21 protein-coding genes and 7 tRNA genes are annotated in these 23,476 nt (G+C 67.4%); 9 read left to right on the forward strand and 19 right to left on the reverse strand.

Annotated features, from left to right (window positions below; all coding sequences use genetic code 11):
- Nucleotides 1–178 precede the first annotated feature (178 nt).
- The 3 genes from A9Z05_RS08335 to alr all read right to left on the reverse strand — a co-directional run bounded on the left by A9Z05_RS08335 (nucleotide 179) and on the right by alr (nucleotide 3,052).
- Nucleotides 179–445: a DUF2866 domain-containing protein gene (locus A9Z05_RS08335; protein WP_050012917.1), complete on the reverse strand. Its 267-nt coding sequence runs from the start codon at nucleotides 443–445 to the stop codon at nucleotides 179–181.
- 148 nt (nucleotides 446–593) lie between these two features.
- The gene (radA, locus tag A9Z05_RS08340) at nucleotides 594–1,970 is read right to left on the reverse strand and encodes a DNA repair protein RadA (RefSeq protein WP_069617681.1); all 1,377 of its coding nucleotides are present in this window, start codon (nucleotides 1,968–1,970) and stop codon (nucleotides 594–596) included.
- 11 nt (nucleotides 1,971–1,981) lie between these two features.
- The gene (gene alr / locus A9Z05_RS08345; RefSeq protein ID WP_069617682.1) at nucleotides 1,982–3,052 is read right to left on the reverse strand and encodes an alanine racemase; all 1,071 of its coding nucleotides are present in this window, start codon (nucleotides 3,050–3,052) and stop codon (nucleotides 1,982–1,984) included.
- Nucleotides 3,053–3,270: 218 nt separating this feature from the next.
- On the opposite strand from alr, the gene lplT reads away from it, so the two are divergent.
- Together lplT and thiD are read left to right on the forward strand one after the other, a co-directional pair.
- Nucleotides 3,271–4,578, forward strand: coding sequence for a lysophospholipid transporter LplT (gene lplT / locus A9Z05_RS08350; RefSeq protein WP_069617683.1), 1,308 nt, complete (start codon nucleotides 3,271–3,273; stop codon nucleotides 4,576–4,578).
- A 58-nt stretch (nucleotides 4,579–4,636) separates the two neighbouring features.
- Nucleotides 4,637–5,446 (forward strand): bifunctional hydroxymethylpyrimidine kinase/phosphomethylpyrimidine kinase, encoded by an 810-nt coding sequence (gene thiD / locus A9Z05_RS08355; RefSeq protein WP_069617684.1) that lies wholly within the window; start codon nucleotides 4,637–4,639, stop codon nucleotides 5,444–5,446.
- Between the two features lie 18 nt (nucleotides 5,447–5,464).
- Here the strand turns inward: thiD and A9Z05_RS08360 are convergent, their stop codons facing one another.
- The 4 genes from A9Z05_RS08360 to tsaB are packed head-to-tail and all read right to left on the reverse strand — an operon-like array spanning nucleotide 5,465 to nucleotide 8,718.
- Nucleotides 5,465–6,430 carry a DUF1853 family protein gene (locus A9Z05_RS08360; protein ID WP_069617685.1) on the reverse strand — a complete coding sequence of 322 codons (966 nt, stop codon included), beginning with the start codon at nucleotides 6,428–6,430 and terminating at the stop codon, nucleotides 5,465–5,467.
- Nucleotides 6,427–7,467, reverse strand: coding sequence for a uracil-DNA glycosylase (locus tag A9Z05_RS08365; protein WP_069617737.1), 1,041 nt, complete (start codon nucleotides 7,465–7,467; stop codon nucleotides 6,427–6,429). The genes A9Z05_RS08360 and A9Z05_RS08365 overlap by 4 nt, the downstream gene beginning before the upstream one ends.
- Nucleotides 7,454–7,954, reverse strand: coding sequence for a ribosomal protein S18-alanine N-acetyltransferase (gene rimI, locus A9Z05_RS08370; protein ID WP_069617686.1), 501 nt, complete (start codon nucleotides 7,952–7,954; stop codon nucleotides 7,454–7,456). The genes A9Z05_RS08365 and rimI overlap by 14 nt, the downstream gene beginning before the upstream one ends.
- On the reverse strand, nucleotides 7,951–8,718 hold the full coding sequence (gene tsaB / locus A9Z05_RS08375) for a tRNA (adenosine(37)-N6)-threonylcarbamoyltransferase complex dimerization subunit type 1 TsaB (RefSeq protein WP_069617687.1): 768 nt from the start codon (nucleotides 8,716–8,718) through the stop codon (nucleotides 7,951–7,953). The genes rimI and tsaB overlap by 4 nt, the downstream gene beginning before the upstream one ends.
- Before the next feature lie 147 nt (nucleotides 8,719–8,865).
- Between tsaB and A9Z05_RS08380 the strand changes: the two genes are divergently transcribed.
- From A9Z05_RS08380 to aceA, 3 genes are all read left to right on the forward strand, one after another.
- Nucleotides 8,866–9,135 (forward strand): acyl-CoA-binding protein, encoded by a 270-nt coding sequence (locus tag A9Z05_RS08380; protein WP_069617688.1) that lies wholly within the window; start codon nucleotides 8,866–8,868, stop codon nucleotides 9,133–9,135.
- Between the two features lie 357 nt (nucleotides 9,136–9,492).
- A complete protein-coding gene (locus tag A9Z05_RS08385; RefSeq protein WP_069617689.1) occupies nucleotides 9,493–11,040 on the forward strand; it encodes a DEAD/DEAH box helicase in 1,548 nt (515 codons plus the stop codon).
- 393 nt (nucleotides 11,041–11,433) lie between these two features.
- A complete protein-coding gene (gene aceA, locus A9Z05_RS08390; protein ID WP_069617690.1) occupies nucleotides 11,434–12,741 on the forward strand; it encodes an isocitrate lyase in 1,308 nt (435 codons plus the stop codon).
- A gap of 193 nt (nucleotides 12,742–12,934) precedes the next feature.
- Here the strand turns inward: aceA and A9Z05_RS08395 are convergent, their stop codons facing one another.
- Both A9Z05_RS08395 and A9Z05_RS08400 read right to left on the reverse strand, forming a co-directional pair.
- On the reverse strand, nucleotides 12,935–13,369 hold the full coding sequence (locus A9Z05_RS08395) for a universal stress protein (RefSeq protein ID WP_050012929.1): 435 nt from the start codon (nucleotides 13,367–13,369) through the stop codon (nucleotides 12,935–12,937).
- A gap of 159 nt (nucleotides 13,370–13,528) precedes the next feature.
- Nucleotides 13,529–14,434 carry a LysR family transcriptional regulator gene (locus A9Z05_RS08400; protein ID WP_069617691.1) on the reverse strand — a complete coding sequence of 302 codons (906 nt, stop codon included), beginning with the start codon at nucleotides 14,432–14,434 and terminating at the stop codon, nucleotides 13,529–13,531.
- A 158-nt stretch (nucleotides 14,435–14,592) separates the two neighbouring features.
- Here A9Z05_RS08400 and A9Z05_RS08405 point away from each other — a divergent pair, with 158 nt between their 5' ends.
- Nucleotides 14,593–15,360, forward strand: coding sequence for a haloacid dehalogenase type II (locus A9Z05_RS08405; protein WP_069617692.1), 768 nt, complete (start codon nucleotides 14,593–14,595; stop codon nucleotides 15,358–15,360).
- Nucleotides 15,361–15,428: 68 nt separating this feature from the next.
- Nucleotides 15,429–17,021, forward strand: coding sequence for a malate synthase A (gene aceB / locus A9Z05_RS08410; protein ID WP_069617693.1), 1,593 nt, complete (start codon nucleotides 15,429–15,431; stop codon nucleotides 17,019–17,021).
- Nucleotides 17,022–17,159: 138 nt separating this feature from the next.
- On the opposite strand, the gene A9Z05_RS08415 is transcribed toward aceB, so the two are convergent.
- The gene (locus tag A9Z05_RS08415; RefSeq protein ID WP_069617694.1) at nucleotides 17,160–17,573 is read right to left on the reverse strand and encodes a gamma-glutamylcyclotransferase; all 414 of its coding nucleotides are present in this window, start codon (nucleotides 17,571–17,573) and stop codon (nucleotides 17,160–17,162) included.
- Between the two features lie 282 nt (nucleotides 17,574–17,855).
- Here A9Z05_RS08415 and A9Z05_RS08420 point away from each other — a divergent pair, with 282 nt between their 5' ends.
- Complete coding sequence (locus A9Z05_RS08420) at nucleotides 17,856–18,737, forward strand: helix-turn-helix domain-containing protein (RefSeq protein ID WP_069617695.1); 882 nt, start codon at nucleotides 17,856–17,858, stop codon at nucleotides 18,735–18,737.
- 33 nt (nucleotides 18,738–18,770) lie between these two features.
- On the opposite strand, the gene A9Z05_RS08425 is transcribed toward A9Z05_RS08420, so the two are convergent.
- The 9 genes from A9Z05_RS08425 to gltX all read right to left on the reverse strand — a co-directional run bounded on the left by A9Z05_RS08425 (nucleotide 18,771) and on the right by gltX (nucleotide 22,164).
- Nucleotides 18,771–19,235, reverse strand: a complete 465-nt coding sequence (locus tag A9Z05_RS08425; protein ID WP_069617696.1) for a GNAT family N-acetyltransferase — start codon at nucleotides 19,233–19,235, stop codon at nucleotides 18,771–18,773.
- A 361-nt stretch (nucleotides 19,236–19,596) separates the two neighbouring features.
- Nucleotides 19,597–19,673, reverse strand: a tRNA-Asp gene (locus A9Z05_RS08430).
- Nucleotides 19,674–19,746: 73 nt separating this feature from the next.
- A tRNA-Glu gene (locus A9Z05_RS08435) sits at nucleotides 19,747–19,822 on the reverse strand.
- A gap of 65 nt (nucleotides 19,823–19,887) precedes the next feature.
- Nucleotides 19,888–19,964, reverse strand: a tRNA-Asp gene (locus tag A9Z05_RS08440).
- 80 nt (nucleotides 19,965–20,044) lie between these two features.
- A tRNA-Glu gene (locus tag A9Z05_RS08445) sits at nucleotides 20,045–20,120 on the reverse strand.
- A 63-nt stretch (nucleotides 20,121–20,183) separates the two neighbouring features.
- Nucleotides 20,184–20,260 (reverse strand) — tRNA-Asp (locus A9Z05_RS08450).
- A 78-nt stretch (nucleotides 20,261–20,338) separates the two neighbouring features.
- A tRNA-Glu gene (locus A9Z05_RS08455) sits at nucleotides 20,339–20,414 on the reverse strand.
- A gap of 137 nt (nucleotides 20,415–20,551) precedes the next feature.
- Nucleotides 20,552–20,627 (reverse strand) — tRNA-Ala (locus A9Z05_RS08460).
- Between the two features lie 127 nt (nucleotides 20,628–20,754).
- Entirely contained in the window at nucleotides 20,755–22,164 is a 1,410-nt protein-coding gene (gltX, locus tag A9Z05_RS08465) for a glutamate--tRNA ligase (RefSeq protein ID WP_069617697.1), read from the reverse strand.
- Nucleotides 22,165–22,437: 273 nt separating this feature from the next.
- Between gltX and A9Z05_RS08470 the strand changes: the two genes are divergently transcribed.
- Nucleotides 22,438–23,355, forward strand: coding sequence for a patatin-like phospholipase family protein (locus A9Z05_RS08470; protein ID WP_069617698.1), 918 nt, complete (start codon nucleotides 22,438–22,440; stop codon nucleotides 23,353–23,355).
- Nucleotides 23,356–23,476 lie beyond the last annotated feature (121 nt).

Below are 23,476 nucleotides of genomic sequence, written 5' to 3' on the forward strand. Positions count from 1 at the left end.
GTCAGCCGACGAGCGCGTCATCGGCGGCGCAGCGCGTGGGGTGCTGACACCCCACGAACCCGCCCGGCCGCTGCGGCCCCGGAAACGACGAGGCCGGGCACCCTGGCCCGGCCTCGTTGTCTCGGCTGCGTTCGACGTGGCTGCGTCGGCCGGCCCGTATGCCCGCCGCGCCATCCTGTCAGCGGCGCGGCAGCGTATCGCGCGGCATCTGCTCGTCGTCGTCCATCAGGTACCGGCGCCCTTCGGTCGGCCGGCGGATCGCCGCGGCGACTTCCGCTTCCGTCACATCCTCGGACACGACCTTGCGCGCCAGGCGCCCCTCTTCGTCGATCCACTCGACGATCCGGCATCCGCCGCCCCACGGCTGGCGAATCGGCTCCGATACGCGGCAGCCGCGCAGGTTGTAAAGGCGTCCGCCAGGCGCTTCCCCATACGATTTCAACATAGGTTCCCTTCGCATTGCGCGGTTCGACAATCCGGCAAAGGATAGGGAAAAGCGATGTCCGGCGGGTTACATCAGCCTACATATTCTTTACAGCGAATTACGCGACAGATCGCCCGGCGACGCACGGCCCGTGCGCGCGCCGGGCCGCTCATTCAAGATCGCGCACGCGGTCGATCGCCTGCTCGAGCCGCTCGACGGCCATCACGTTCAGCCCTTCGATCGGCTGTTTCGGCGCATTCGCCTTCGGGATCAGCGCGGACGTGAAGCCGAGCTTCGCCGCTTCGCGCAGCCGTTCCTGCCCGCGCGGGGACGGCCGGATTTCACCGGCCAGCCCCACTTCGCCGAACACGATCAGCCCTTTCGGCAGTGCCTTGTTGCGCATCGACGAGTGAATCGCGAGCAGCACCGCGAGGTCGGCGGCCGGCTCGGTGATCTTCACGCCGCCCACCGCGTTCAGGAACACGTCCTGGTCGAAGGCAGCGATGCCCGCGTGGCGGTGCAGCACCGCGAGCAGCATCGCGAGCCGGTTCTGTTCGAGGCCGACCGCGAGCCGGCGCGGGTTCGGCACGTGGGCCGTATCCACGAGCGCCTGGATTTCGACGAGCAGCGGGCGCGTGCCTTCCTGCGTGACGAGCACGCACGAACCGGGCACGACCTGCTCGTGCTGCGACAGGAACAGCGCGGACGGATTGGCCACGCCGCGCAGCCCGCGCTCGGTCATCGCGAACACGCCGAGTTCGTTGACCGCGCCGAAGCGGTTCTTGAACGCGCGCACCAGCCGGAACGACGAATGCGTGTCGCCCTCGAAGTACAGCACCGTGTCGACGATGTGCTCGAGCACGCGCGGGCCGGCCAGGTTGCCCTCCTTCGTCACGTGGCCGACCATGATGATCGCGGTGCCCGACTGTTTCGCGATGCGCGTGAGCTGCGCCGCGCACTCGCGCACCTGCGCGACCGAGCCCGGCGCCGACGTCAGTGCTTCGGAATAGACGGTCTGGATCGAGTCGATGACAGCCACGTCCGGCCGCTCCGCGTCGATCGCGGCCTGGATCTTCTCGAGCTGGATCTCGGCAAGCAGCTTCAGTTCGGCCGCCGGCGCGCCGCCGTCGAGCAGCGCGAGCCGTTGCGCGCGCAACGCGATCTGCGCGGCCGATTCCTCGCCGCTGATATAGAGCGCGCGCCGCGCGTTCGCGATATCCGCGAGCGACTGCAGCAGCAGCGTCGACTTGCCGATGCCCGGGTCGCCGCCGATCAGCACGACGCCGCCAGGGACGAGCCCGCCGCCCAGCACGCGGTCGAATTCGCCGATGCCGGTCGAGAAGCGCGGTACGTCGGCGGCCTCGATGTCGGCGAGCCGCTGGACCGGCGCCCGCTTCGCGAGCGACTGGAACCGATGGGCGGCCGGCGACTCGGCGACCGATTCGACGAGCGTGTTCCACGCCTGGCACGACGGACACTGGCCCTGCCACTTCGGGGTCTGTCCGCCGCACTCGCTGCAGACGTAAACGGTTTTCTGTTTGGCCACGCGCGACGCCCTTATTCCGCTCGCACCGGCACGCGGGCAGCGACCGCGCACATCAACTCGTAGCCGATCGTCCCGCAATGGCGCGCGACGTCGTCGATCGGCAGCGCGTTGCCCCACAGCTCGACGCGCGCGCCGACGCCGGCCTGCGGGCACGGCGTCAGGTCGACGGTGATCATGTCCATCGACACGCGACCGACGATCCGCGTGCGAATGCCGTCGACGATCACGGGCGTGCCTTCCGGCGCCACGCGCGGATAGCCGTCCGCGTAGCCGCACGCGACGACGCCGATCCGCATCGGCGCCTGCGCCGAAAACGTCGAGCCATAGCCGATCGCCTGCCCCTTCCCGATCGTCTGCACCGCGATCAGCTCGGACGAGAGCGTCATCGCGGGCTTCAACCCCGTATCGGCGATATCGGACGACAGCCCGGACGGCGACGCCCCATACAGCACGATCCCCGGCCGCACCCAGTCGAAGTGCGTATCCGGATGCCACAGTACGGCCGCCGAATTCGCGAGACTGCGCGCGCCGGCGATGTTTTCCGCGCCGCGCTCGAACGTCGCGAGCTGCTCGGCGACGCCGCGCTCGTTGTCCGCGTCCGAAAAATGGGTCATCAACGTGATCTGGCCGATGCCGGGGCATGCGCGGGCGCGCTCCCACGCGGCACGGTATTTTTCCGGCATGTAGCCGAGCCGGTTCATCCCGCTGTTCATCTTGAGCTGCACGTTGACGGGCTTCGACAGCCGCGCCGTTTCCAGCATCCGCATCTGCTCGTCGTTGTGGACGGTCGTGGTCAGGCTGTAGCGGTCGATCACGTCGATGTCGGTCGAGCGGAAGAAACCTTCGAGCAGCAGGATCGGGCCGGCCCAGCCGAGCTCGCGCAGCTTCACGGCCTCGTCGAGGTCGAGCAGGCCGAAGCCGTCGGTACCGCGCAGGCCCGGAAACGCACGGGCGAGACCGTGGCCGTACGCGTTGGCCTTGACGACCGCCCAGACCTTGGACGGGCCGGCAAAGCGGCGGACGACGGAGAGATTGTTCGCGAGAGCGGCGGTGTGGATGGTGGCGGAGATCGGGCGCGGCATGGGAAATTTACGTAAAGACGCTTGCGAATCATCAGCTTACCGCGCCTTTTGAGCACCGAAGCCGACAATTTGCGGAACGATCGGGGAATCTTGCTAGTCCGAATTCGCGTATTTTCATGTTATAAAGCCGTGCGCACAACCCATTTCGAACGGAATAAGCCGATCGCATACTAGGCGGCCTACGCGGCCCTGCCGCAGCGACGAAAGCATCGCATCAGATGAAAAAAGGTTTTTACACCATCATGGCCGCGCAGTTTTTCTCGTCGCTGGCCGACAATGCGCTTCTCATCGCCGCCATCGCCCTGCTGAAAGACCTCCACGCCCCCAACTGGATGACACCGCTGCTGAAGCTGTTCTTCGTGTTGTCGTATGTGGTGTTGGCGGCGTATGTCGGTGCGTTCGCGGATTCGCGTCCGAAGGGCCGCGTGATGTTCATCACCAACTCGATCAAGGTGATCGGCTGCCTGATCATGCTGTTCGGCGCCCATCCGCTGATCGCGTACGGAATCGTCGGGTTCGGCGCGGCGGCCTACTCGCCCGCCAAATACGGGATTCTCACCGAGCTGCTGCCGGCCGACCGGCTGGTCGCCGCGAACGGCTGGATCGAAGGCACGACCGTCAGCTCGATCATCCTCGGCACCGTGCTCGGCGGCGCGCTGATCAGCCCGCACATCGCGGCGCACGTGATCGCGCACACCCCTGCCTGGATCGGCACGCCCGCCGAAGCCGCGATGGCGATCATCATGGCGATCTACGTGGTCGCCGCACTGTTCAACCTGCGCATTCCCGACACGGGCGCCCGCTATCCGAAGCAGGAACGCGGCCCGGTCAAGCTGCTCACCGATTTCGCCGACTGCTTCATGGTGCTCTGGCGCGACAAGCTCGGCCAGATCTCGCTCGCGGTCACCACGCTGTTCTGGGGGGCGGGCGCGACGCTGCAGTTCATCGTGCTGAAGTGGGCCGAGGTGTCGCTCAACATGTCGCTGTCCGAAGGCGCGATCCTGCAGGCCGTGGTCGCGGTCGGCGTCGCGGCCGGCGCGATCGCCGCGGCCGCCCGCATTCCGCTGAAGAAGTCGCTGACCGTGCTGCCCGTCGGCATCGTCATGGGCATCGCGGTGATGCTGATGGCGTTCTACACGCGCGACCTGTTCCCGTCGCACTGGGCCGTGCATTTCGGCCATCTGCGCCTGCCGTTCTACCTGATCGTCGCGTACATCTTCCTGATCGGCGTCGGCGCGCTGTCCGGCTACTTCGTCGTGCCGATGAACGCGCTGCTGCAGCATCGCGGCCACGTGCTGCTGTCGGCCGGCCATTCGATCGCGGTGCAGAACTTCAACGAGAACCTGTCGGTGCTCGTGATGCTGTGCCTGTATGCGGTGCTCGTGTGGCTCGACGTGCCGGTCGGCGTCGTGATCGTGCTGTTCGGCACGTTCGTCTGCCTGACCATGTGGCTCGTGATGCGCCGCCACCAGGCGAACCAGCGTCAGTTCGACTCGGTCGCGCTGATCGGCGAATCGCGGCACTGACGCTACACTTTCCGTTTTCGTCCGCCGGCGCCGGCCCTCGAACCGGCGCGTTGCCCTCATGACGCACCCGATACCCAACCTCCTGACGATCGCCGGCTCCGATTCGGGCGGCGGCGCAGGCATCCAGGCCGACCTGAAGACGTTTTCCGCGCTCGGCGCGTATGGCGCGAGCGTGATCACCGCGCTGACCGCGCAGAACACACGCGGCGTGACCGGCGTGCATGCGCCGGACGCCGCGTTCGTGACCGCGCAACTCGACGCGGTGTTCGACGACATCCGCATCGACGCGGTCAAGATCGGGATGCTTGCGAACGCGGCGATCGTGCAGGCGGTGGCCGACGCGCTGCGCCGTTACGCGCCGCGCTTCGTCGTGCTCGACACGGTGATGATCTCGAAGAGTTCGCACGCGCTGCTCGCACCCGATGCCGTCGCCGCGCTGCGCGACACGCTGCTGCCGCTCGCGACGGTCGTCACGCCGAATCTCCCCGAAGCGGCCGCGCTGCTGAACGTTGCGCCCGCCACCACCGAAGACGACATGGTCCGGCAAGGCCAGGCGCTGCTGCAGACGGGCGCGCGCGCCGTGCTGATGAAGGGCGGCCACCTGCCCGACGCGTCCGCGAGCCCCGACTGGCTCGTCGAAGCGACCCGCACGGTGCGGCTCGACGGCGCGCGCGTGCCGGTCAGCAACACGCACGGCACCGGCTGCACGCTGTCGTCGGCGATCGCCGCGCTGCTGCCGCAGCACCCCGATCTGGAAAGCGCGGTACGCGAGGCAAAGACCTACCTGACCGGCGCGATCGCCGCGAGCGGCCACCTCGACGTCGGTCACGGCGTCGGCCCGGTCCATCACTTTCATCGCTGGTGGTGAGCGGCCGCTGACGCGACGTCAGCGATCCTGCGCGGCGAACGCCTGCGCGCGCGCCGGCCAGTCGTCGGGCACGACGAAACCGCGCGCCGTCTCGCGCCACGTGCCATCGCCGCCCTTTTCATGGATGCCGATCAGGTCGGGCGCCTGGCGCGTCGCCAGTACGGGCGGCAGTTCCGGTGCGCTCGCCAGCGGGTCGGGCGCGAACCCCGCGCCGGCGGCGACACGTCGCGGCGCCAGCCACGCCAGCCGCGGCAATACGCTCCATGCCGCGCCGTCACGCTGCGCGGCCGCCCACGCCGGCCACTGCGCATGCGTCAGCCAGAACCCGCGCGGGTGATCCGGCGCGATTTCGGCGGACACCGACGGCACCGGCGCACCGTGCGGATGGAACAGCCAGCCCTTGATGAACATCTGCGCGTCGGACGGCGCGCCGTAGCCGAGCCGGGCAAAGCCGTCGTGTTCGCCGAGCCGCAACTGATGGTTGAGCAGCCGGCTGCGCTTGCGGTCGAACCGGTCGACGAGATTGGGGCCGACGAAGTCGGCGAGCGACGCGCCGTCGCTGACCGGCGCGCACAGATAGCACTTCACCGCGAGTTCCCAGTGCAGGCGCCGGCCGTCCGGCGCATCGACGAGAAAATCGACCTCGCCAAGCGTGCGGCCGTTGCTGCGCAAGGGGAGATTGGCCGCGACGAGCCGCAGCGACGGCCCGTGCGTCAGGAAGTATTCGAGCAGGCATTCGGCGTAGCGGCCGAGCCGGGTGGGCCGACACCCGTCGAGCGCGCGATGCAGCGGCCCGGGCTGCGCATCGAGCGCGGCGAGCCAGGCTTCGACGGCCGCCTGGCCCGCCGCATCCGGCCATGGGCGCGCGAGCGGCGCGCCCGGCACCGCGGTGAGCAGGCTCGGGCTGGCCAGCAGCCAGCCCAGATCGCGCACCGCGGCGTCATGCAGCGTATCGACGAACGCGCACGCCGCGCCGGTCGTCATGACCCGGCCGGACCGTTCGCGTCGGCGCCGTCCGCGCGCTTGAACGTGTCGCGCGCGAGGCACAGGTCGGCCCACGCCTTCGACTTGTCCTGAAGGCTGCGCAACAGGTAGGCCGGGTGGTAGGTGACGATCACCGGCACGCCCTCGTACGCATGCACGCGGCCGCGCAGCGACGCGATGCTCGCATCCGTCTTCAGCAGCGTCTGCGCGGCAAAACGGCCGAGCGCGACGATCAGCTTCGGCTTCACGAGCGCGACCTGGCGCTGCAGATACGGCTCGCAGCTTGCGACCTCGTCCGGCTCCGGGTTGCGGTTGCCGGGCGGCCGGCACTTGATCACGTTCGCGATATACACGTTGTCGCCGCGCTTGAGCGACAACGACTGCAGCATGTTGTCGAGCAGCTTGCCGGCCTGGCCGACGAACGGCTCGCCCTGCTTGTCCTCGTTCTCGCCCGGCGCTTCGCCGATCAGCATCCAGTCCGCTTCGCGGTCGCCGACGCCGAACACGGTGTTGGTCCGCTTCTCGCACAGACGGCACAGCGTGCAGTCGGCCACGCGCGCGGCCAGCGCATCCCAGTCGAGCGCGGCGACCGGCGTGCCGGCGGGGCGCGATTCGGTGAGCGGCACGGGCGCGGACTCGGCCGGCGGCGCCGCGTCGAACCAGGCGAAATCGTCGTCCGCTGCAGCCGGCGCATCATCCTTCGGTGGCATCGTATCGGGCGATGCGGCCGATACAGCTCGCGCAGCCCGGCGATCGCCCTCGTCGACACCCTGCGCCGACACCGCTGACACCGCCGACTCGCGAGCCGCCGAGGCGCCGGCCGCGCCACGCGCGACGGCCGCCAGCGCATCGTCCTGCACCGGTGTACGCGCTGCACGCACCGGCCGATCGGCCCCGACGGCGGAACCGTCATCGGTCGCGGCGGTGTGCGCGACCGCAGGCGCGTCGGCTGCCGCGCCTTCGTCCGCGCGCTGCCCGCGCCGCACCCAGATCTGCGCGAGGCCCAGTTCCTCGAGCGCCGCTTCAGCCCACGCCATGCGCATCCCCCTCGTCCTTGTTCAGCGTCAGACGCATCACGATCGCGTCTTCCCGGCTGCGATGCTTCGCCGGATAGTAGTTCTTGCGCCGGCCGATCGTCACGAAGCCGAAGCGCTCGTACAGATGGATCGCGCGCGGGTTGGACGGCCGCACCTCGAGCAGCACGCCGTCGAGCCGCTCCGCGCGCGAAATACGCACCGCCTCGCGCAGCAGCGCGAGGCCCGCGCCCGCATGCTGCGCGGCCGGCGCGACGCACAGGTTCAGCAGATGCATCTCGTCGATCACGGGCATCAGCACGCAATAGCCGACGAGCGAGCCCGTCACGTGCCGCAGGCACACGCCGAGATAGCCGTTACGCAGCGAATCCTCGAAATTGCCACGGCTCCACGGGAATTCGTACGCGACTTGCTCGATCGCGACGACCTCGTCGAGATCGGCGTCCGTCATCGGCGCCAGATAGCGGTCGCTCAGCAGCACGCCCGTCATCCCTTCGCTCCGCCCGTCTGCGCGGCCCGGGCGGCGAGGCGCTCGGCCGTGGTCTGCGCGACCTTGTCGCGCACGTATTCGGGCGCGGCCTGATCGGCCGGCACCGCCCGCCCCGCGCGGAACGCCCGCAGCGCGGCATGCGCGACCGCCAGCGCATGCGGCAGCGCATCGCCGTCGATCGCGGCGGCCCGCGCGGCAGCCGGCAATTGCGCGCCGAACGCCGCGGCCGCGTTGCCGGCGAGCGTGAACGGCGCGTCGGGTACGCCGACGGCGCCCGGTGCGTCGAGCGACGCCGGATGCAGCGTGCGCCATTCGCCGACGCTGTCGTCCCATTCGAAATCCGCCCAATAGGCTTCATCCATCCGCGCGTCGAGCGCGGCGAGCACGCGGGCCGTGCCGGGCGCGCGCAGCCGTGCATGCTCGGCGCACGCGAGCAGCGTGCCGATCGGCACGACCGGCAGCCCGCCCCCGAACGCGAGACCCTGGGTAATGCCCGTCGCGGTACGCAGGCCCGTGAACGAGCCGGGGCCCGCGCCGAACGCGATCGCGTCGCAGTCGGCGAGCGTCAGCCCGGATTCGGCGAAGAGTTCCTGGATCGCCGGCAGCACGCGCGTGCTCGACACGGCGCCCGTCAGCTCGTGACGGACCCAGGTTTGCGGAGTGGAAACGGCGTCATCGGCCGGGGCCGAGCGCAGCAGCGCGACCGAGCAGTATTCGGTCGACGTGTCGATGGCGAGGAGCACTGTTTGCGTCATGGCCGACATTGTAATGCGCCGCCCCGCTCCCACGGGCGATCGGGCCCGATCTGTGCGCACGTGCGGCGCGGGCGGCGGTTTGGAAGGATCGCTCGACCCGGCGCGACGGTCCGCTTGTTAAGATCGGCCGATCTGAAACCCTTACGGAGACACCCGATGAGCGAACTCACCGCCCAATTCGACCAGGCCCAGATCGACGTCAAGCAACTGACGGAACGGCCGGGCAACCTGACCCTGCTGCGCCTGTACGCGCTCTTCAAGCAGGCGACCGACGGCGACGCGCACGGCGACAAGCCGGGCTTCACCGACATCGTCGGCAAATACAAGTACGATGCGTGGGAAGCGCTGAAGGGCACGCCGCAGGATGCGGCGAAGCAGCAGTACATCGAACTCGTCGAATCGCTGAAAAACGGCACGGCGTCCTGACCGGATCGCCGTCATCGCAATCGGCAATCAAATCAGTGGCGCAGCGCAGCAAATTTCTTTATAATGCGGCCTGCGTCACCTCCCGCGCTCGGCTCGCAAGCCGTTCCGGCCCGACGCCTCGTAGCGTTAAGCTCCAATCCGGTTTAGAACCTGTCCCCTCCTGCTTCGACCCTTGCGGTCGTCAACTAGGCTGGCGGCCCCGCTCCTGAAGCGCGCCGCACCCAAAACAGCTTCTAATGCCTCATCCGCCGACGGTTCGGCGGATTGCACCCGTTTCCCGATTTGCTCGCTGAATCCGACGACTTGGGTATGCGCGATTGGCGCCGACGTTTCACCCACTGTGTTTCAAGGATTGTTATGACTTCGAGCATCAACTCCAGCCCGCTCAACGCGATCGCCGACCAGGCGCTCGGTCTCGACGCCGCCGCACCGGCCGCGGTCGAACCGGCGTCGGACGAGCCGAGCTTCGCGTCGCTCGGGTTGTCGCCGGAGATCGTCTCCGCGCTGCAGGCCGCCGGCTACGTGAAGCCGACGCCGGTCCAGCAGCGCGCGATTCCGGCCGGCATCGCCGGCCGCGACCTGCTGGTGTCGAGCCCGACCGGTTCGGGCAAGACCGCCGCATTCATGCTGCCCGCGATCGAACGTTTCGCGCAGCTCCAGAAGACGCAGGCACAGCAGCCGCGCGCGCCGCGCGACCCGAACCAGGGCGACCGCCGCGCGCGCCGCCCGCAACCCGTCGCGCGCCCGGGCCTGCTCGTGCTGACGCCGACCCGTGAACTCGCGATGCAGGTCACGACGGCCGCATCGACGTACGGCAAGCACCTGAAGCGCCTGCGCACGGTCAGCATCCTCGGCGGTGTCGCCTATGGCCAGCAGCTGATGCTGCTCGCGAAGAACCCGGAGATCCTGGTTGCCACGCCGGGCCGCCTGCTCGATCACCTCGAGCGCGGGCGCATCGACCTGTCCGAACTGAAGATGCTCGTGCTCGACGAAGCCGACCGCATGCTCGACATGGGCTTCATCGAAGACATCGAAACGATCGTCGCCGCCACGCCGGAATCGCGCCAGACGATGCTGTTCTCCGCCACGCTCGACGGCAAGATCGGTTCGCTGACGAGCCGCCTGCTGAAGGACCCGGAACGCATCGAGATCCAGCAGCGCCTCGAGTCGCGCACGAACATCGCGCAGACGGTTCACTACGTCGACGACCGCGATCACAAGGATCGCCTGCTCGATCACCTGCTGCGCGACGACGCGCTCGACCAGGCGATCATCTTCACGGCGACCAAGATCGACGCCGACCAGCTCGCCGGCCGCCTCGCCGACGCAGGCTTCGAGTCGGCCGCGCTGCACGGCGACCTGCCGCAGGGCGCGCGTAACCGCACGATCCGCGCGCTGCGCGAGCGCCGTGTGCGCGTGCTGGTTGCGACCGACGTCGCGGCACGCGGCATCGACATCCCGGGCATCACGCACGTGTTCAACTACGACCTGCCGAAGTTTGCGGAAGACTACGTGCACCGTATCGGCCGTACCGGTCGCGCGGGCCGTTCGGGCACCGCGGTGAGCCTCGTGCACCACGCCGAGCAAGGCGCGCTCAAGCGTATCGAGCGCTTCGTGCGCTCGCCGCTGCCGGTCAACGTGGTCGAAGGTTTCGAGCCGCGCAAGTCGCCTCCGCGTAACGGCGGCACCGGCGGCCGCGGTCGTCCGGGCGGCGGCAACGGCGGTCGTCGTTTCGGCGGCAAGCCGGGCGGCGGTTATGGCGGCAACGGCAGCGGCAACGGTCGCAGCTACGGCGGCGGCAATGGCGGCGGCTGGAGCGGCAAGCCGGGCGGCAGCCGCGACGGCGGCCCGCGTCGCGACGGCCAGCGCAGCGGCGGCCCGCGCCGCAGCAACTCGGCATCGTAAGCACACACGGGCGGCCCTCGGCCGCCCCGCGGATCGGCTACCTGCCCATCCAGCCAACCGGCGCATCCGCGCCGGTTTTTTTCGCCTCGCGTCAATTTCACGATGCGGAAAATTTTTTTGCGTCGTAAAAAATCATGCTGCACGGCACAACCCGTGCGATTGCGGGATAGGAAAACGCATTTCTTATCTCGAAATGACAATGGCAACCCATTGATTAAAAACAACTAAAAAAATCCACGCTTCCCAAGACAGCCCCTGTTTCGCTCCCACCGATTTGCCTAGACTCTTATACAAGACTTCGCGAACCGGAACGCATCACTTCCCCGCCTCGCGAACCGCATCGTCACCGCCAGATTCGGCCCGTCACGCATACATCGCATCAAGGAGCTCATCATGTCGCGTCAGCAACAGGCACAGGAACTGCAGCAGCAATGGGAAACCGATCCGCGCTGGAAGGGCATCAAGCGCAACTACTCGGCTGAGGACGTGGTCCGCCTGCGCGGCTCGATCCCGATCGAGCACACGCTGGCCAAGCGCGGCGCGGAAAAACTGTGGAGCCTCATCAACAACGAGCCGTTCGTCAACGCACTCGGCGCGCTGACCGGCAACCAGGCGATGCAGCAGGTGAAGGCCGGTCTGAAGGCCATCTACCTGTCCGGCTGGCAAGTGGCCGGCGACGCGAACGTCGCGGGCGAAATGTACCCGGACCAGTCGCTGTACCCGGCGAACTCGGTGCCGCTCGTCGTCAAGCGCATCAACAACACGCTCACGCGCGCCGACCAGATCCAGTGGTCGGAAGGCAAGAACCCGGGCGACGAAGGCTACGTCGATTTCTTCGCGCCGATCGTCGCCGATGCGGAAGCCGGATTCGGCGGCGTGCTCAACGCGTTCGAGCTGATGAAGGCGATGATCGAGGCCGGCGCGTCGGGCGTCCACTTCGAAGACCAGCTCGCGTCGGTGAAGAAGTGCGGCCACATGGGTGGCAAGGTGCTCGTGCCGACGCGCGAAGCCGTCGCGAAGCTGTCGGCCGCGCGCCTCGCGGCCGATGTGATGGGCACGCCGACCGTGCTGGTGGCCCGCACCGACGCGGAAGCGGCCGACCTGATCACGTCCGACGTCGACGACAACGACAAGCCGTTCCTCACCGGCGAGCGCACGGTGGAAGGCTTCTTCCGCACCAAGCCGGGCCTCGAACAGGCGATTTCGCGCGGCCTCGCGTACGCGCCGTACGCGGACCTGATCTGGTGCGAAACGGGCAAGCCCGATCTCGAGTACGCGAAGAAGTTCGCGGAAGCGATCCACAAGCAGTTCCCGGGCAAGCTGCTGTCGTACAACTGCTCGCCGTCGTTCAACTGGAAGAAGAACCTCGACGACGCGACGATCGCGAAGTTCCAGAAGGAACTCGGCGCGATGGGCTACAAATTCCAGTTCATCACGCTGGCCGGCTTCCATGCGCTGAACTACTCGATGTTCAACCTCGCGCACGGCTATGCCCGCACGCAGATGAGCGCGTTCGTCGAACTGCAGCAGGCCGAGTTCGCGGCGGCCGACAAGGGTTTCACGGCAGTCAAGCACCAGCGCGAGGTCGGCACGGGCTACTTCGACGCGGTGACGCAGACGGTCGAACGCGAAGCATCGACGACCGCGCTGCACGGCTCGACAGAGGACGAACAGTTCTTCGACGGCAAGAAGGTCGCGTAACCCGCCCAAGCGTGACGCCGATGCCGCGGCATCGGCCACCGGAACAACAATCAGGGAGGAGACGGCAGGCGTGCGAGTCCCATCGCGCGACCGGCCGCGCGGCCTGCGGGCCGCCAGCAACGCCGCGCGCCGGCTTCGTCCGGCGCGCCCTTTTTCTGCGGCGCAGCCTGGCCCGGCCACGGCCGGCGCTGCCCTACCGATAGACGATCACCGGAATTTTCGTATGGGTCAGCACGCGCTGCGTCTCGCTGCCGATCAGCAGGCTGCCGAGCCCGCGGCGTCCGTGGGACGCCATGAAAATCACGTCGCACCCGCCGCGTTCGGCCGCCTCGATGATGCCGAGATACGGCGACGGATGCACGCTCGTCCACGTGTCGCACGCGACCCCGGCCGCCTTCGCCGCCGCTTCCACCTCGTCGAGATGCGCCCGCGCCTCGCGCTCGCTGCGCGCGCGGAAATCGGCGGGCGGCTCGATGATCACTTCGGAAAACGGCGAGTACGGGTATTGCGGCAGGCACGCGTAGGCCGTGACCTGCGCGCCGACCGCGCGCGCCAGGTCGATCGCGCCGTCGATCGCCTTTTGCGACAGTTCGGAACCGTCGGTTGGAACGAGGATGTGCCGGAACATCGCGCCCTCCTTCGTCAATCGCACGCCGCGCGCCCCGGCTCCGGCCGAACCGGCCGCGACACGGCGTGCATGCCTCTTACGATTGTAGTGGGTGAAACCGCGCAAGCCGCACCGTCAGCGGGTTCGCCCTCATATCGGAAACACGCGGACGCGCAGCGCCTACTCGCCCCAATAGCCGGGCCGCTCGTACGTGTGCTTCAGGTAATCGAGAAACAGGCGCACGCGCAGCGGCAGGTGCCGGCGCTGCGGAAACACCGCATGAATGCCGATCGGCGGCGCAGCGAATGCGTCGAGCACGCTGACGAGCCGGCCGGCCGCGATGTCCTCGCCGACTTCCCACCACGAGCGCCATGCGAGGCCATGCCCTGCGAGGCACCACTCGTGCAGCACCGCGCCGTCCGAGCATTCCATCGTGCCGTTTACGCGGATCGACACGACCTTGTCGCCTTCCTGGAACGCCCAGCCGCGCTGCTGGTTTGCATTGGCCGCGAGCGCGAGACAGTTGTGCCGCGCCAGTTCCGCGAGCGTGGCCGGCGTGCCGCGCCGCGCGAGATACGCGGGCGACGCGACGCACACGCGGCGATTCTCGCCGAGCTTCAGCGACACGAGCGACGAATCGGGCAGTTCGCCGAGCCGCACCGCGCAATCGAACCCCTCGTTGACGAGGTCGACCATCCGGTCGGACAGGTCGAGCGTCACCGACACGTCCGGATGCGCGCCGCTGAATTCGGGCACGAGCGGCGCGACGTGCCGCCGGCCGAAGCCGGCCGGCGCGGAGATCCGCAGATGGCCGCTCGCCTTGACGCCGCCGGCGGACACGCTCGCTTCCGCGTTCTGCATCTCGTTGATGATGCGCTGGCAATCCTCGAGGAACGCCGACCCCTCGAACGTCAGCGTGAGCTTGCGCGTCGTGCGCACCAGCAGCTTCACGCCGAGCCGCTCCTCGAGCGCGTCGAGGCGGCGGCCGATGATCGCCGGCGCGACGCCTTCCGCATGCGCGGCCGCCGACAGGCTGCCTTTGGCCGCGACCGCGGCGAACGTTTCGATCTGTTTGAACCGGTCCATGACTCCGTCGGGAGGACGGCATCGCCGCCCTTCGAATAACTTGAGCCGCACAAGATTAGGTATATGAAAGTAAAAGATCAAGTGACGTTTAGCGTCTTTTTTAGCACCTTCTATCACGAATAGAATCGACCCGACCTCTGAAACCGGAGCGCAAGGCTATGTCGGCCACAACGACACTCTCCTCTCCCAACGCCATTCTCTTCGACGCATTCGGCACGTTGTTCGACGTGCGTGCCGTGCTGGCCGTGGCTGAGCAGATGTTTCCCGGTCATGGGGAACGGTTGTCGCAGCTGTGGCGACGCAAGCAGATCGAATACTCGCAGTTGCGCACGCTTGCCGATCCGGCCGGCACGCACTACCGCCCGTTCCGGGACATCACGCTCGATGCGCTGCGGTTCGCCGCGCGCCGGCTCGGGCTCGCGCTGAACAGCGCGGCCGAGAAACGGCTGATGGACGAATACGCGTGCCTGTCCACCTATCCCGACACGCTGCCCGCATTGCGCAAGCTGCGCGCGCTCGACCCGCGCCCGCCGCTCGCGATCCTGTCGAACGGCACCCCGCAGATGCTCGACATCGCGATCAAGAGCGCGGGCATGTCCGGGCTGTTCGATCGCGTGCTGTCGGCCGACACCGTGCGCGCGTACAAGCCGAGCCCGGCCGCCTATGCGCTCGGCACCGCCGCGTTCGGGGCGAACCCGCGCGACATCGTGTTCGTGTCGTCGAACGCGTGGGACGTCGCGGGCGCCACCTGGTTCGGCTACACGACGTTCTGGCTCAACCGCACGGGCGCCCCCGCCGAGGAACTCGGCGCGCCGCCCGACGGCACGGGCACCGGCATGGCCGATCTGCTCGCGTTCCTCGCCGCACCCACCCCGGCTCCGTCCGGCAGACCCGCAAACCGCACGCGCCCCGGCCCGGGTGCATGACGTTTCGCAGCGCTGCCGCCTTCCCCTTTCACCGAAACCGCAACTGACCGACCAAGGAGATGAGACTCATGAGCACCCCGATCACGCTGCCGCAAGGCATGACGATCACCGGCGAAATCAAGCCGGGTTACGAAGCGATCCTGACGCCCGACGCGCTGGAACTCGTTGCGTCGCTGCATCGCACGTTCGAATCGCGCCGCCAGACGCTGCTGCAGGCGCGCGTCGAGCGCACGAAACGCCTCGACGCGGGCGAGCGCCCCGATTTCCTGGCCGAGACGAAGGCGATCCGCGAAGGCGACTGGAAGGTCGCGCCGCTGCCGGCCGACCTGCAATGCCGCCGCGTCGAGATCACGGGCCCGGTCGAGCGCAAGATGATCATCAACGCGCTGAACTCGGGCGCCGATTCGTACATGACGGATTTCGAGGATTCGAACGCGCCGAGCTGGACGAACCAGATCGACGGCCAGATCAACCTGAAGGATGCCGTGCGCCGCACGATCTCGCTCGAGCAGAACGGCAAGTCGTACCGGCTGAACGACAAGGTCGCGACGCTGATCGTGCGTCCGCGCGGCTGGCACCTCGACGAGAAGCACGTGACGGTCGACGGCCAGCGCGTGTCCGGCGGCATCTTCGATTTCGCGCTGTTCCTGTTCCACAACGCGAAGGAACTGATCGCGCGCGGCTCGGGCCCGTACTTCTACCTGCCGAAGATGGAAAGTCATCTCGAGGCGCGCCTGTGGAACGACATCTTCGTCGCGGCCCAGGAAGCGGTCGGCGTGCCGCGCGGCACGATCCGCGCAACGGTGCTGATCGAGACGATCCTCGCCGCGTTCGAGATGGACGAGATCCTGTACGAACTGCGCGAACACAGCTCGGGCCTGAACGCCGGCCGCTGGGACTACATCTTCTCGGCGATCAAGAAGTTCAAGAACGACCGCGACTTCTGCCTGGCCGACCGTTCCAAGATCACGATGACCGTGCCGTTCATGCGCGCGTACGCGCTGCTGCTGCTGAAGACCTGCCACAAGCGCAACGCGCCGGCGATCGGCGGGATGAGCGCGCTGATTCCGATCAAGAACGATCCGGAAGCGAACGACAAGGCGATGGGCGGCGTGCGCTCGGACAAGCAGCGCGACGCGACCGACGGCTACGACGGCGGCTGGGTCGCGCACCCGGGCCTCGTGCCGATCGCGATGGAGGAATTCGTCAAGGTGCTCGGTGACCAGCCGAACCAGATCGGGAAGCAGCGCGACGACGTGCAGGTCGAAGGCAAGAACCTGCTCGACTTCCAGCCGGAAGCGCCGATCACCGAAGCCGGGCTGCGCAACAACATCAACGTCGGGATCCACTACCTCGGCGCTTGGCTCGACGGCAACGGCTGCGTGCCGATCCACAACCTGATGGAAGACGCGGCGACGGCCGAGATCTCCCGCTCGCAGGTGTGGCAATGGATCCGCTCGCCGAAGGGAGTGCTCGACGACGGCCGCAAGGTCACGGCCGATCTCGTGCGCGAATTCGCGAAGATCGAGCTCGACAACGTGAAGCGCTCGGTCGGCGGCAACACGCAGCCGTACGAACGCGCGGCGGCGATCTTCGAGCAGATGTCGACGTCGGAAGGCTTCACCGAATTCCTGACGCTGCCGCTGTACGAGGAAATCTGACGACGCTGTCCGATGCGATCGCCGGACGGCCACGCCGCGCCGCCGGTCGCATGCGATGACGCGTCACCGGCATGAAAAAAGCGCCCCGCGGGGCGCTTTCTCTTTTGCGGCGTATCGAGCCGCCGCCCGCCGGCCCGCTCAGGCGGCTTCCTGCTCGCGCCGGTGCTGAACCCAGTCGCCGGACGCGATGCGCGGGCGCCCGGCCGCCGCATGCGCGGCCACCGGATAATACAGGCACACGTACTGCCGACCGCCGAGTTCGACGGTCACCTCTTCCGGTTTGAACAGCGAGTCGACGCCCGGATAGACGCGCTCGATCTCGTCGAGCACCGGGACGAGTTGCTCGTCGACCTCGTAGACGTCGCCCCAGACCAGCGACTTGCCGGCCGTCCCGGCGATCATGCCCGGATACGCGCCGAAATCGACCAGTTCGCCCGGCAGCGCGGCTGCACCCAGCAGCGTCGGGGCGGCGATGCCGTGGCGGGCGGCCGCATGGCCGATGTCGTTGGCCTGTCCGGCTCTCAAGGTGCCATAGACGAATACGTGGCGCATCGTGGTTCTCCTCTTCGATTCATGTGTTGCCGTGTTGGCGTGCGACCGGTGCGCGATGGGCGCGACGTGGCGCACGCATCGGTAGACCGCGATACCGGCCCGATGGTTCGAACCGTCGGCGCGACCGGCTGCGGGCGACCGGCTGCGGGCAGCCACCCCAGGTTCGCCGGCGCCCACACAAAGTTCATTTGAACCCGGCATGATGGCCCGAAAAACCACCGCATGCGCACGCGCCGCGCCTTCTAAAATAACGGCATCGCCGCCGCGCCGCCCGAACCGTTCATGAATCCGCCCGCCTCAGCCGACGTATCGAACCCGTACGACGTCATCGACATCCCGCCGGAATTCGCGCCGACCGCCGTCCATCCGATGCGCGTGCGCGCACGGCAGGTCGATGCCGGCCGCCGCATTCCGCTGCACACGCATGCGTGGGCGCAGCTCGCGTATGCGTCGCGCGGCGTGCTGCGCGTCGCGACGACCGGCACGACGTGGATGGTGCCGCCGTCCCGCGCGATCTGGGTGCCGCCGCACGTGTCGCACGAAGTCGTGATCGTCGAAGAGGCCTACTTGCGCACGCTGTATATCGACGAGTCGATCGTGCCGGGCGGGCTCGATGCATGCCGCGTCGTCGAGGTGACGGGGCTGCTGCGCGAGCTGATCGTCGCCCTCGACGCGCGCGACCTGAGCGCCTCGCGCGAGCGCCTGCTGTGCGGGCTCGTGCTCGATGAGCTGAGTCATGCCGAACCGTTGCCGCTCGCGGTGCCAATGCCGGACGAAAAACGCCTGCGCCTGCTGTGCGAATCGGTACTCGCGCAGCCCGCGCATGCGGAGTCGCTCGAGCACTGGGCGAGCGAGGTCGGCGCGAGCACGCGCACGATCTCCCGGCTCTTCAAGCAGGAACTGGGCGTGAGCTTTTCGCAGTGGCGCCAGCAGGCGCTGCTCGCGCGGGCGATCCCGCTGCTGAACCAAGGGCGCCCGCTGTCGCACATTGCGCGCGAACTCGGCTACCAGAGCCAGAGCGCGTTCTCGGCCATGTTCCGCCGCGCATTCGGCGAAAGCCCGCGCGCGTTCATGCTGCGCGGCTACGAGCATCGAGGCCCGGAAGGCGACGTCGCGGAAAACGACACGCCGGACGACGACGGCGCGATCGACGCGGCCCGCTGATCGCTCGTTCCGCCGCGACGGACCGTCAGATCATCAGACCGGCCGCACCATGTGGCGGATCGAGCCGAGTTGCGCAAGCCGCGGCCCGGTGACCCGGTAGCCCATGCGCAGGTACAGATGCGCGGCAGGATTGTCGACGAACACGCGCAACTGCAGTTCGTGCAGCCCGCGCGCACGTGCCCAGCGATGCGACATCTCGAGCATGTAGGTCCCGGCGCCCTGCCCACGATGGCCGGCCGCGATCTGCACGTCGCGAATGTGCAGCGAATCGCCCTCCTCGGTCACGCGCAGCACGCCGATGCGCTCGCCGTCGGCTTCGAGGATGAAGTTTTCGGATTCGCGCCAGCTCGCATAGAACAGGTCGCTGCGCCACACGAGCCCATGGCGCTTGTAGTAGCCGCCCATGTTGCCGTGCGTCAACGCTTCGGCATACGGAAAATCGCCGGGCTCCGCGGGCCGGAGCTGATACAGCAGTCGCAGGTCGGTCGGATCGAGCATCGCGCAGAAGTCAGAAACGCATCCCGCCACGATAGCGCAGTCGCGTGCGGATGCAATCGCGAATTTCTCGTAGGGGCGCGGCGCGCGGTTCGGTACGCGGTATGGGGCGTCAGCGAAAGCCACAACGGACGATGCAAATGAAAAAGCCCGCACGAGGCGGGCTTCTTCATTTTCTGGCGGAGCGGACGGGACGCGCCTACATCGCGCAGGCCGCGGCTGCGCTTGCAAGCGCAGCCCTTCGAGTCCCGCCGGAAGCCGCACGGGCGGCTTCCTCCGCTCCGCGGCCACGTGCCCGCAAGCGGGCACAACGACCGAACGCACAAACAACAATGCCCGCACTAGGCGGGCATTGTTGTTTGTTTGGCGGAGCGGACGGGACTCGAACCCGCGACCCCCGGCGTGACAGGCCGGTATTCTAACCGACTGAACTACCGCTCCAGTCTTGCTGCTTGCCTGGCAGGCGTCGGTTACTTCCTGCCGGCGCGCCGTTTGTTCGAACGACGCCGAAATCTGGCGTCCCCTAGGGGATTCGAACCCCTGTACTCACCGTGAAAGGGTGATGTCCTAGGCCTCTAGACGAAGGGGACAACGTACTGCTTACATCCTTAACGAGAAAGCCCGTTCAAAAACGCTTTTTGAACGGGCTTCGTTCTGGCGGAGCGGACGGGGCTCGAACCCGCGACCCCCGGCGTGACAGGCCGGTATTCTAACCAACTGAACTACCGCTCCAGCTTTTCTGCACCACCGCCCGCAGGATCTCGTCAGGTTCCTGCACGCGTTGCGACACTTCCATGAAACGCCGCTGAATCTGGCGTCCCCTAGGGGATTCGAACCCCTGTACTCACCGTGAAAGGGTGATGTCCTAGGCCTCTAGACGAAGGGGACAACGTACTGCTTACATCTTTAATACAAAAGCCCGCTCAAAAACGTCTTGAACGGGCTTCGTTCTGGCGGAGCGGACGGGACTCGAACCCGCGACCCCCGGCGTGACAGGCCGGTATTCTAACCGACTGAACTACCGCTCCAGCTTTCTTACCCAACCCGCAGGACGTCGGTTACGTTCCTGCAAGCCTTGCGACACTTCTACGAAACGCCGCTGAATCTGGCGTCCCCTAGGGGATTCGAACCCCTGTACTCACCGTGAAAGGGTGATGTCCTAGGCCTCTAGACGAAGGGGACAAAATCTTTTCAGATTTGTCTAACTTTCGCTATTTACTTCTGCTCAACAGCGAAGGCCGAAATTCTAACTGCTTTGAATCATTTTGTGAAGCATTTATTACTACCGCTGCTTCGCAAATCAATCCAGCTTGTTCTGTTGGTGGAGGTAAGCGGGATCGAACCGCTGACCTCTTGCATGCCATGCAAGCGCTCTCCCAGCTGAGCTATACCCCCTTGCAGAACAGAAATGAGATTATATGGACCGATTCCGAACTTGTAAATACCCTTTTTACGATTCGCGCGAAATTTTTTGCGAAGCCGCCGCGCACTCATGCACGACGGCTTCGCTCTCGCCTATACGTCAAGCCAGCGCGGCCTCGATGCGCGACACCACGACGTCGCGACCGAACAGCACGAGCACCGCGTCGATCGACGGCGTGTGCGTCGTGCCCGCCACCAGCAGCCGCACCGGCATCGCGAGCTGCGGCATCTTCAGCTTGTGCGCGGCGAGCGTCGCCTTCAGCGCCGCGGACACCGCTTCCTTCGTCCAGTCGGCCGCCTTCAGTGCGGCGACGAGATCGGCCAGCGCCGGCCGCACCGCATCGGTCACGTGTTGCGCGAGCGCATCGGCGTCGGGTGCCGGCACACGGTAGAACATCGTCGCGCCTTCCGCGATCTCCTTGACCGTCGTCGCACGATCCTTCATCAGGCCGACCACCGCGTCGAGCGCGGGGCCCGTCGCGATCGCCGCGTCGTCGATGCCGAGCGCGTCGAGGAACGGCTTCGCGAGTGCGGCAAGGCGCGCGTTGTCGGCTTCCTTGATGTAGTGCGCGTTCAGCCAGCTCAGCTTGCTGTGGTCGTACTGCGCGGGCGACTTGCCGAGATGCTCGAGGTCGAACCATTCGACGAACTGTTCGCGCGAGAAGATTTCGGCATCGCCGTGCGACCAGCCGAGGCGCGCGAGATAGTTGACGACGGCCTCCGGCAGGAAGCCTGCGTCGCGGTACGCCATCACGCTCATCGCGCCATGCCGCTTGCTCATCTTCTCGCCCTGCTCGTTCAGCACGGTCGGCAGGTGCGCATAGACGGGCGGCTCGCCGCCGAGTGCGTTCAGGATGTTGATCTGGCGCGGCGTGTTGTTCACGTGGTCGTCGCCGCGGATCACGTGCGTGATGCCCATGTCCATGTCGTCCACCACCACGCAGAAGTTGTAGATCGGCGTGCCGTCCGGGCGCGCGATCACGAGGTCGTCGAGCTCCTCGTTCGAGATCTCGACACGCCCCTTCACCGCATCGTCCCACACGACCGTGCCCGTGAGCGGATTGCGAAAGCGCAGCACCGGCTTCACGCCGGCCGGCGGCTCCGGCAGCACCTTGCCGGGCTCCGGACGCCACGTGCCGTCGTAGCGCGGCTTCAGGCCGGCTTCGCGCTGACGTTCGCGCAGCGCGTCGAGTTCCTCGGCCGACATGTAGCACGGGTACGCGAGGCCCTTCTCGAGCATCTGCGCGAGCACTTCGCGATAACGGTCCATCCGCTGCATCTGGTAGATCGGGCCTTCGTCGAAATCCAGCCCGAGCCATTGCATCCCTTCGAGGATCGCATCGACCGCTTCCTGCGACGAGCGCTCGACGTCGGTATCCTCGATGCGCAGCACGAACGTGCCTTTCATCTTGCGGGCGAACGCCCACGGATAGAGTGCGGAGCGGATGTTGCCGAGGTGGATGAAGCCGGTGGGACTCGGCGCGAAGCGGGTACGGACAGGACGGGTCATAAACGGTAACTCGAACGCCTGGGGCGCATGAATGATTCGACGCGGGACGACGGCAGCCCGGACAGCAACGGAGCCGGCGACGCCCGGAACGGGAAAGAAGCCGGAATTATACTCGCGCCGGACATCGCGCCAAGCGCGCCGCTTGCTTTATGATGTGCGCGCCGCGGCCGCCAGCCGGTGCGGCGCCGGCCGCACGGAACCCGCTGCGCGGCCTCGGAAACCCTCGCAGCCGCGGGCCGTGTGACCCGCCGCCAAGCCGCCGGAGAACCATCGATGTCGTCCCCTCGTCTGTCGCGCCGCCACTTCACGATCGCGTGCGCGTCTGCCAGCCTCGCCGCCTGTACGTCCTTCGGCGACAAGTCCCGCCCCGGCACGGCCCTGCCGCCGGAGAAGCCCGTCAAGATCGGCATCGCGCTCGGCGGCGGCGCCGCGCGCGGCTTCTCGCACATCGGCGTGCTGAAGGCGCTCGAGGCGCGCGGCATTCCGATCGAGATCGTCGCCGGAACGAGCGCGGGCTCGGTGGTCGGCGCGCTCTACGCGTCGGGCATGAACGCGCTGCAGATCAACAAGATCGCCCTCGACATGGACCAGGCGGCGATCAGCGACTGGGCGCTGCCGTTCCGCTCGCGCGGCCTGCTGCAAGGCGTCGCGCTGCAGAACTTTCTGAACAAGACGCTCAACAACCGGCCGATCGAGAAGATGGCGAAGCCGCTCGGCATCGTTGCGACGGACCTGCAAAGCGGCCAGCCGATCCTGTTCCAGCAAGGCAACGCGGGGCTCGCGGTACGCGCGTCGTGCAGCGTGCCGTCGGTGTTCGAGCCGGTGAAGATCGGCAATCGCGAATATGTCGACGGCGGCCTCGTGAGCCCGGTGCCGGCGTCGTACGCGCGCAAGATGGGCGCGAGCTTCGTGATCGCGGTCGACATCTCGTCCCGGCCGGACGGCGCGCCGACCAACAACCCGATCGAGATGCTGCTGCAGACCTTCACGATCATGGGCCAGACGATCAAGACCTACGAGCTGGACAAGTACGCGGACGTCGTGATTCGCCCGAACCTCGCGGCGATGGGCGGCAGCGACTTCAACCAGCGCAACGCGGCGATCCTCGCGGGCGAGGAAGCGGTCGCGCGCATCATGCCGGAACTGCAGCGCAAGCTCGCGGCGGCGCGCGGCGTGGCCGTGGCCGCGTAGGCCGCGATGGGCGGCGTGGCCGCGGCACGCGCCGCCTGCCGGTGGCCGACGCAACGACTTCCGCCTCGCCGTCGGCGCCGCGCCAAAGCAAAAAACCCTGCCGCCTTTCGGTGACAGGGTT

Origin of the sequence: Burkholderia sp. A2, from assembly GCF_001729305.1 — a bacterium.
Classification (GTDB): domain Bacteria; phylum Pseudomonadota; class Gammaproteobacteria; order Burkholderiales; family Burkholderiaceae; genus Burkholderia; species Burkholderia sola.

Excerpts from the sequence above, each read along its gene's own strand:
- aceA (WP_069617690.1), top strand. The coding sequence starts at position 11,434 with ATGTCGCGTCAGCAACAGGCACAGGAACTGCAGCAGCAATGGGAAACC.
- A9Z05_RS08365 (WP_069617737.1), bottom strand. The coding sequence starts at position 7,467 with ATGGCGTGGGCTGAAGCGGCGCTCGAGGAACTGGGCCTCGCGCAGATC.
- A9Z05_RS08380 (WP_069617688.1), top strand. The coding sequence starts at position 8,866 with ATGAGCGAACTCACCGCCCAATTCGACCAGGCCCAGATCGACGTCAAG.
- A9Z05_RS08405 (WP_069617692.1), top strand. The coding sequence starts at position 14,593 with ATGTCGGCCACAACGACACTCTCCTCTCCCAACGCCATTCTCTTCGAC.
- A9Z05_RS08400 (WP_069617691.1), bottom strand. The coding sequence starts at position 14,434 with ATGGACCGGTTCAAACAGATCGAAACGTTCGCCGCGGTCGCGGCCAAA.
- A9Z05_RS08470 (WP_069617698.1), top strand. The coding sequence starts at position 22,438 with ATGTCGTCCCCTCGTCTGTCGCGCCGCCACTTCACGATCGCGTGCGCG.
- gltX (WP_069617697.1), bottom strand. The coding sequence starts at position 22,164 with ATGACCCGTCCTGTCCGTACCCGCTTCGCGCCGAGTCCCACCGGCTTC.
- A9Z05_RS08360 (WP_069617685.1), bottom strand. The coding sequence starts at position 6,430 with ATGACGACCGGCGCGGCGTGCGCGTTCGTCGATACGCTGCATGACGCC.
- tsaB (WP_069617687.1), bottom strand. The coding sequence starts at position 8,718 with ATGTCGGCCATGACGCAAACAGTGCTCCTCGCCATCGACACGTCGACC.
- aceB (WP_069617693.1), top strand. The coding sequence starts at position 15,429 with ATGAGCACCCCGATCACGCTGCCGCAAGGCATGACGATCACCGGCGAA.
- A9Z05_RS08415 (WP_069617694.1), bottom strand. The coding sequence starts at position 17,573 with ATGCGCCACGTATTCGTCTATGGCACCTTGAGAGCCGGACAGGCCAAC.
- thiD (WP_069617684.1), top strand. The coding sequence starts at position 4,637 with ATGACGCACCCGATACCCAACCTCCTGACGATCGCCGGCTCCGATTCG.
- A9Z05_RS08335 (WP_050012917.1), bottom strand. The coding sequence starts at position 445 with ATGTTGAAATCGTATGGGGAAGCGCCTGGCGGACGCCTTTACAACCTG.
- alr (WP_069617682.1), bottom strand. The coding sequence starts at position 3,052 with ATGCCGCGCCCGATCTCCGCCACCATCCACACCGCCGCTCTCGCGAAC.
- lplT (WP_069617683.1), top strand. The coding sequence starts at position 3,271 with ATGAAAAAAGGTTTTTACACCATCATGGCCGCGCAGTTTTTCTCGTCG.
- A9Z05_RS08395 (WP_050012929.1), bottom strand. The coding sequence starts at position 13,369 with ATGTTCCGGCACATCCTCGTTCCAACCGACGGTTCCGAACTGTCGCAA.
- A9Z05_RS08420 (WP_069617695.1), top strand. The coding sequence starts at position 17,856 with ATGAATCCGCCCGCCTCAGCCGACGTATCGAACCCGTACGACGTCATC.
- rimI (WP_069617686.1), bottom strand. The coding sequence starts at position 7,954 with ATGACGGGCGTGCTGCTGAGCGACCGCTATCTGGCGCCGATGACGGAC.
- A9Z05_RS08425 (WP_069617696.1), bottom strand. The coding sequence starts at position 19,235 with ATGCTCGATCCGACCGACCTGCGACTGCTGTATCAGCTCCGGCCCGCG.
- A9Z05_RS08385 (WP_069617689.1), top strand. The coding sequence starts at position 9,493 with ATGACTTCGAGCATCAACTCCAGCCCGCTCAACGCGATCGCCGACCAG.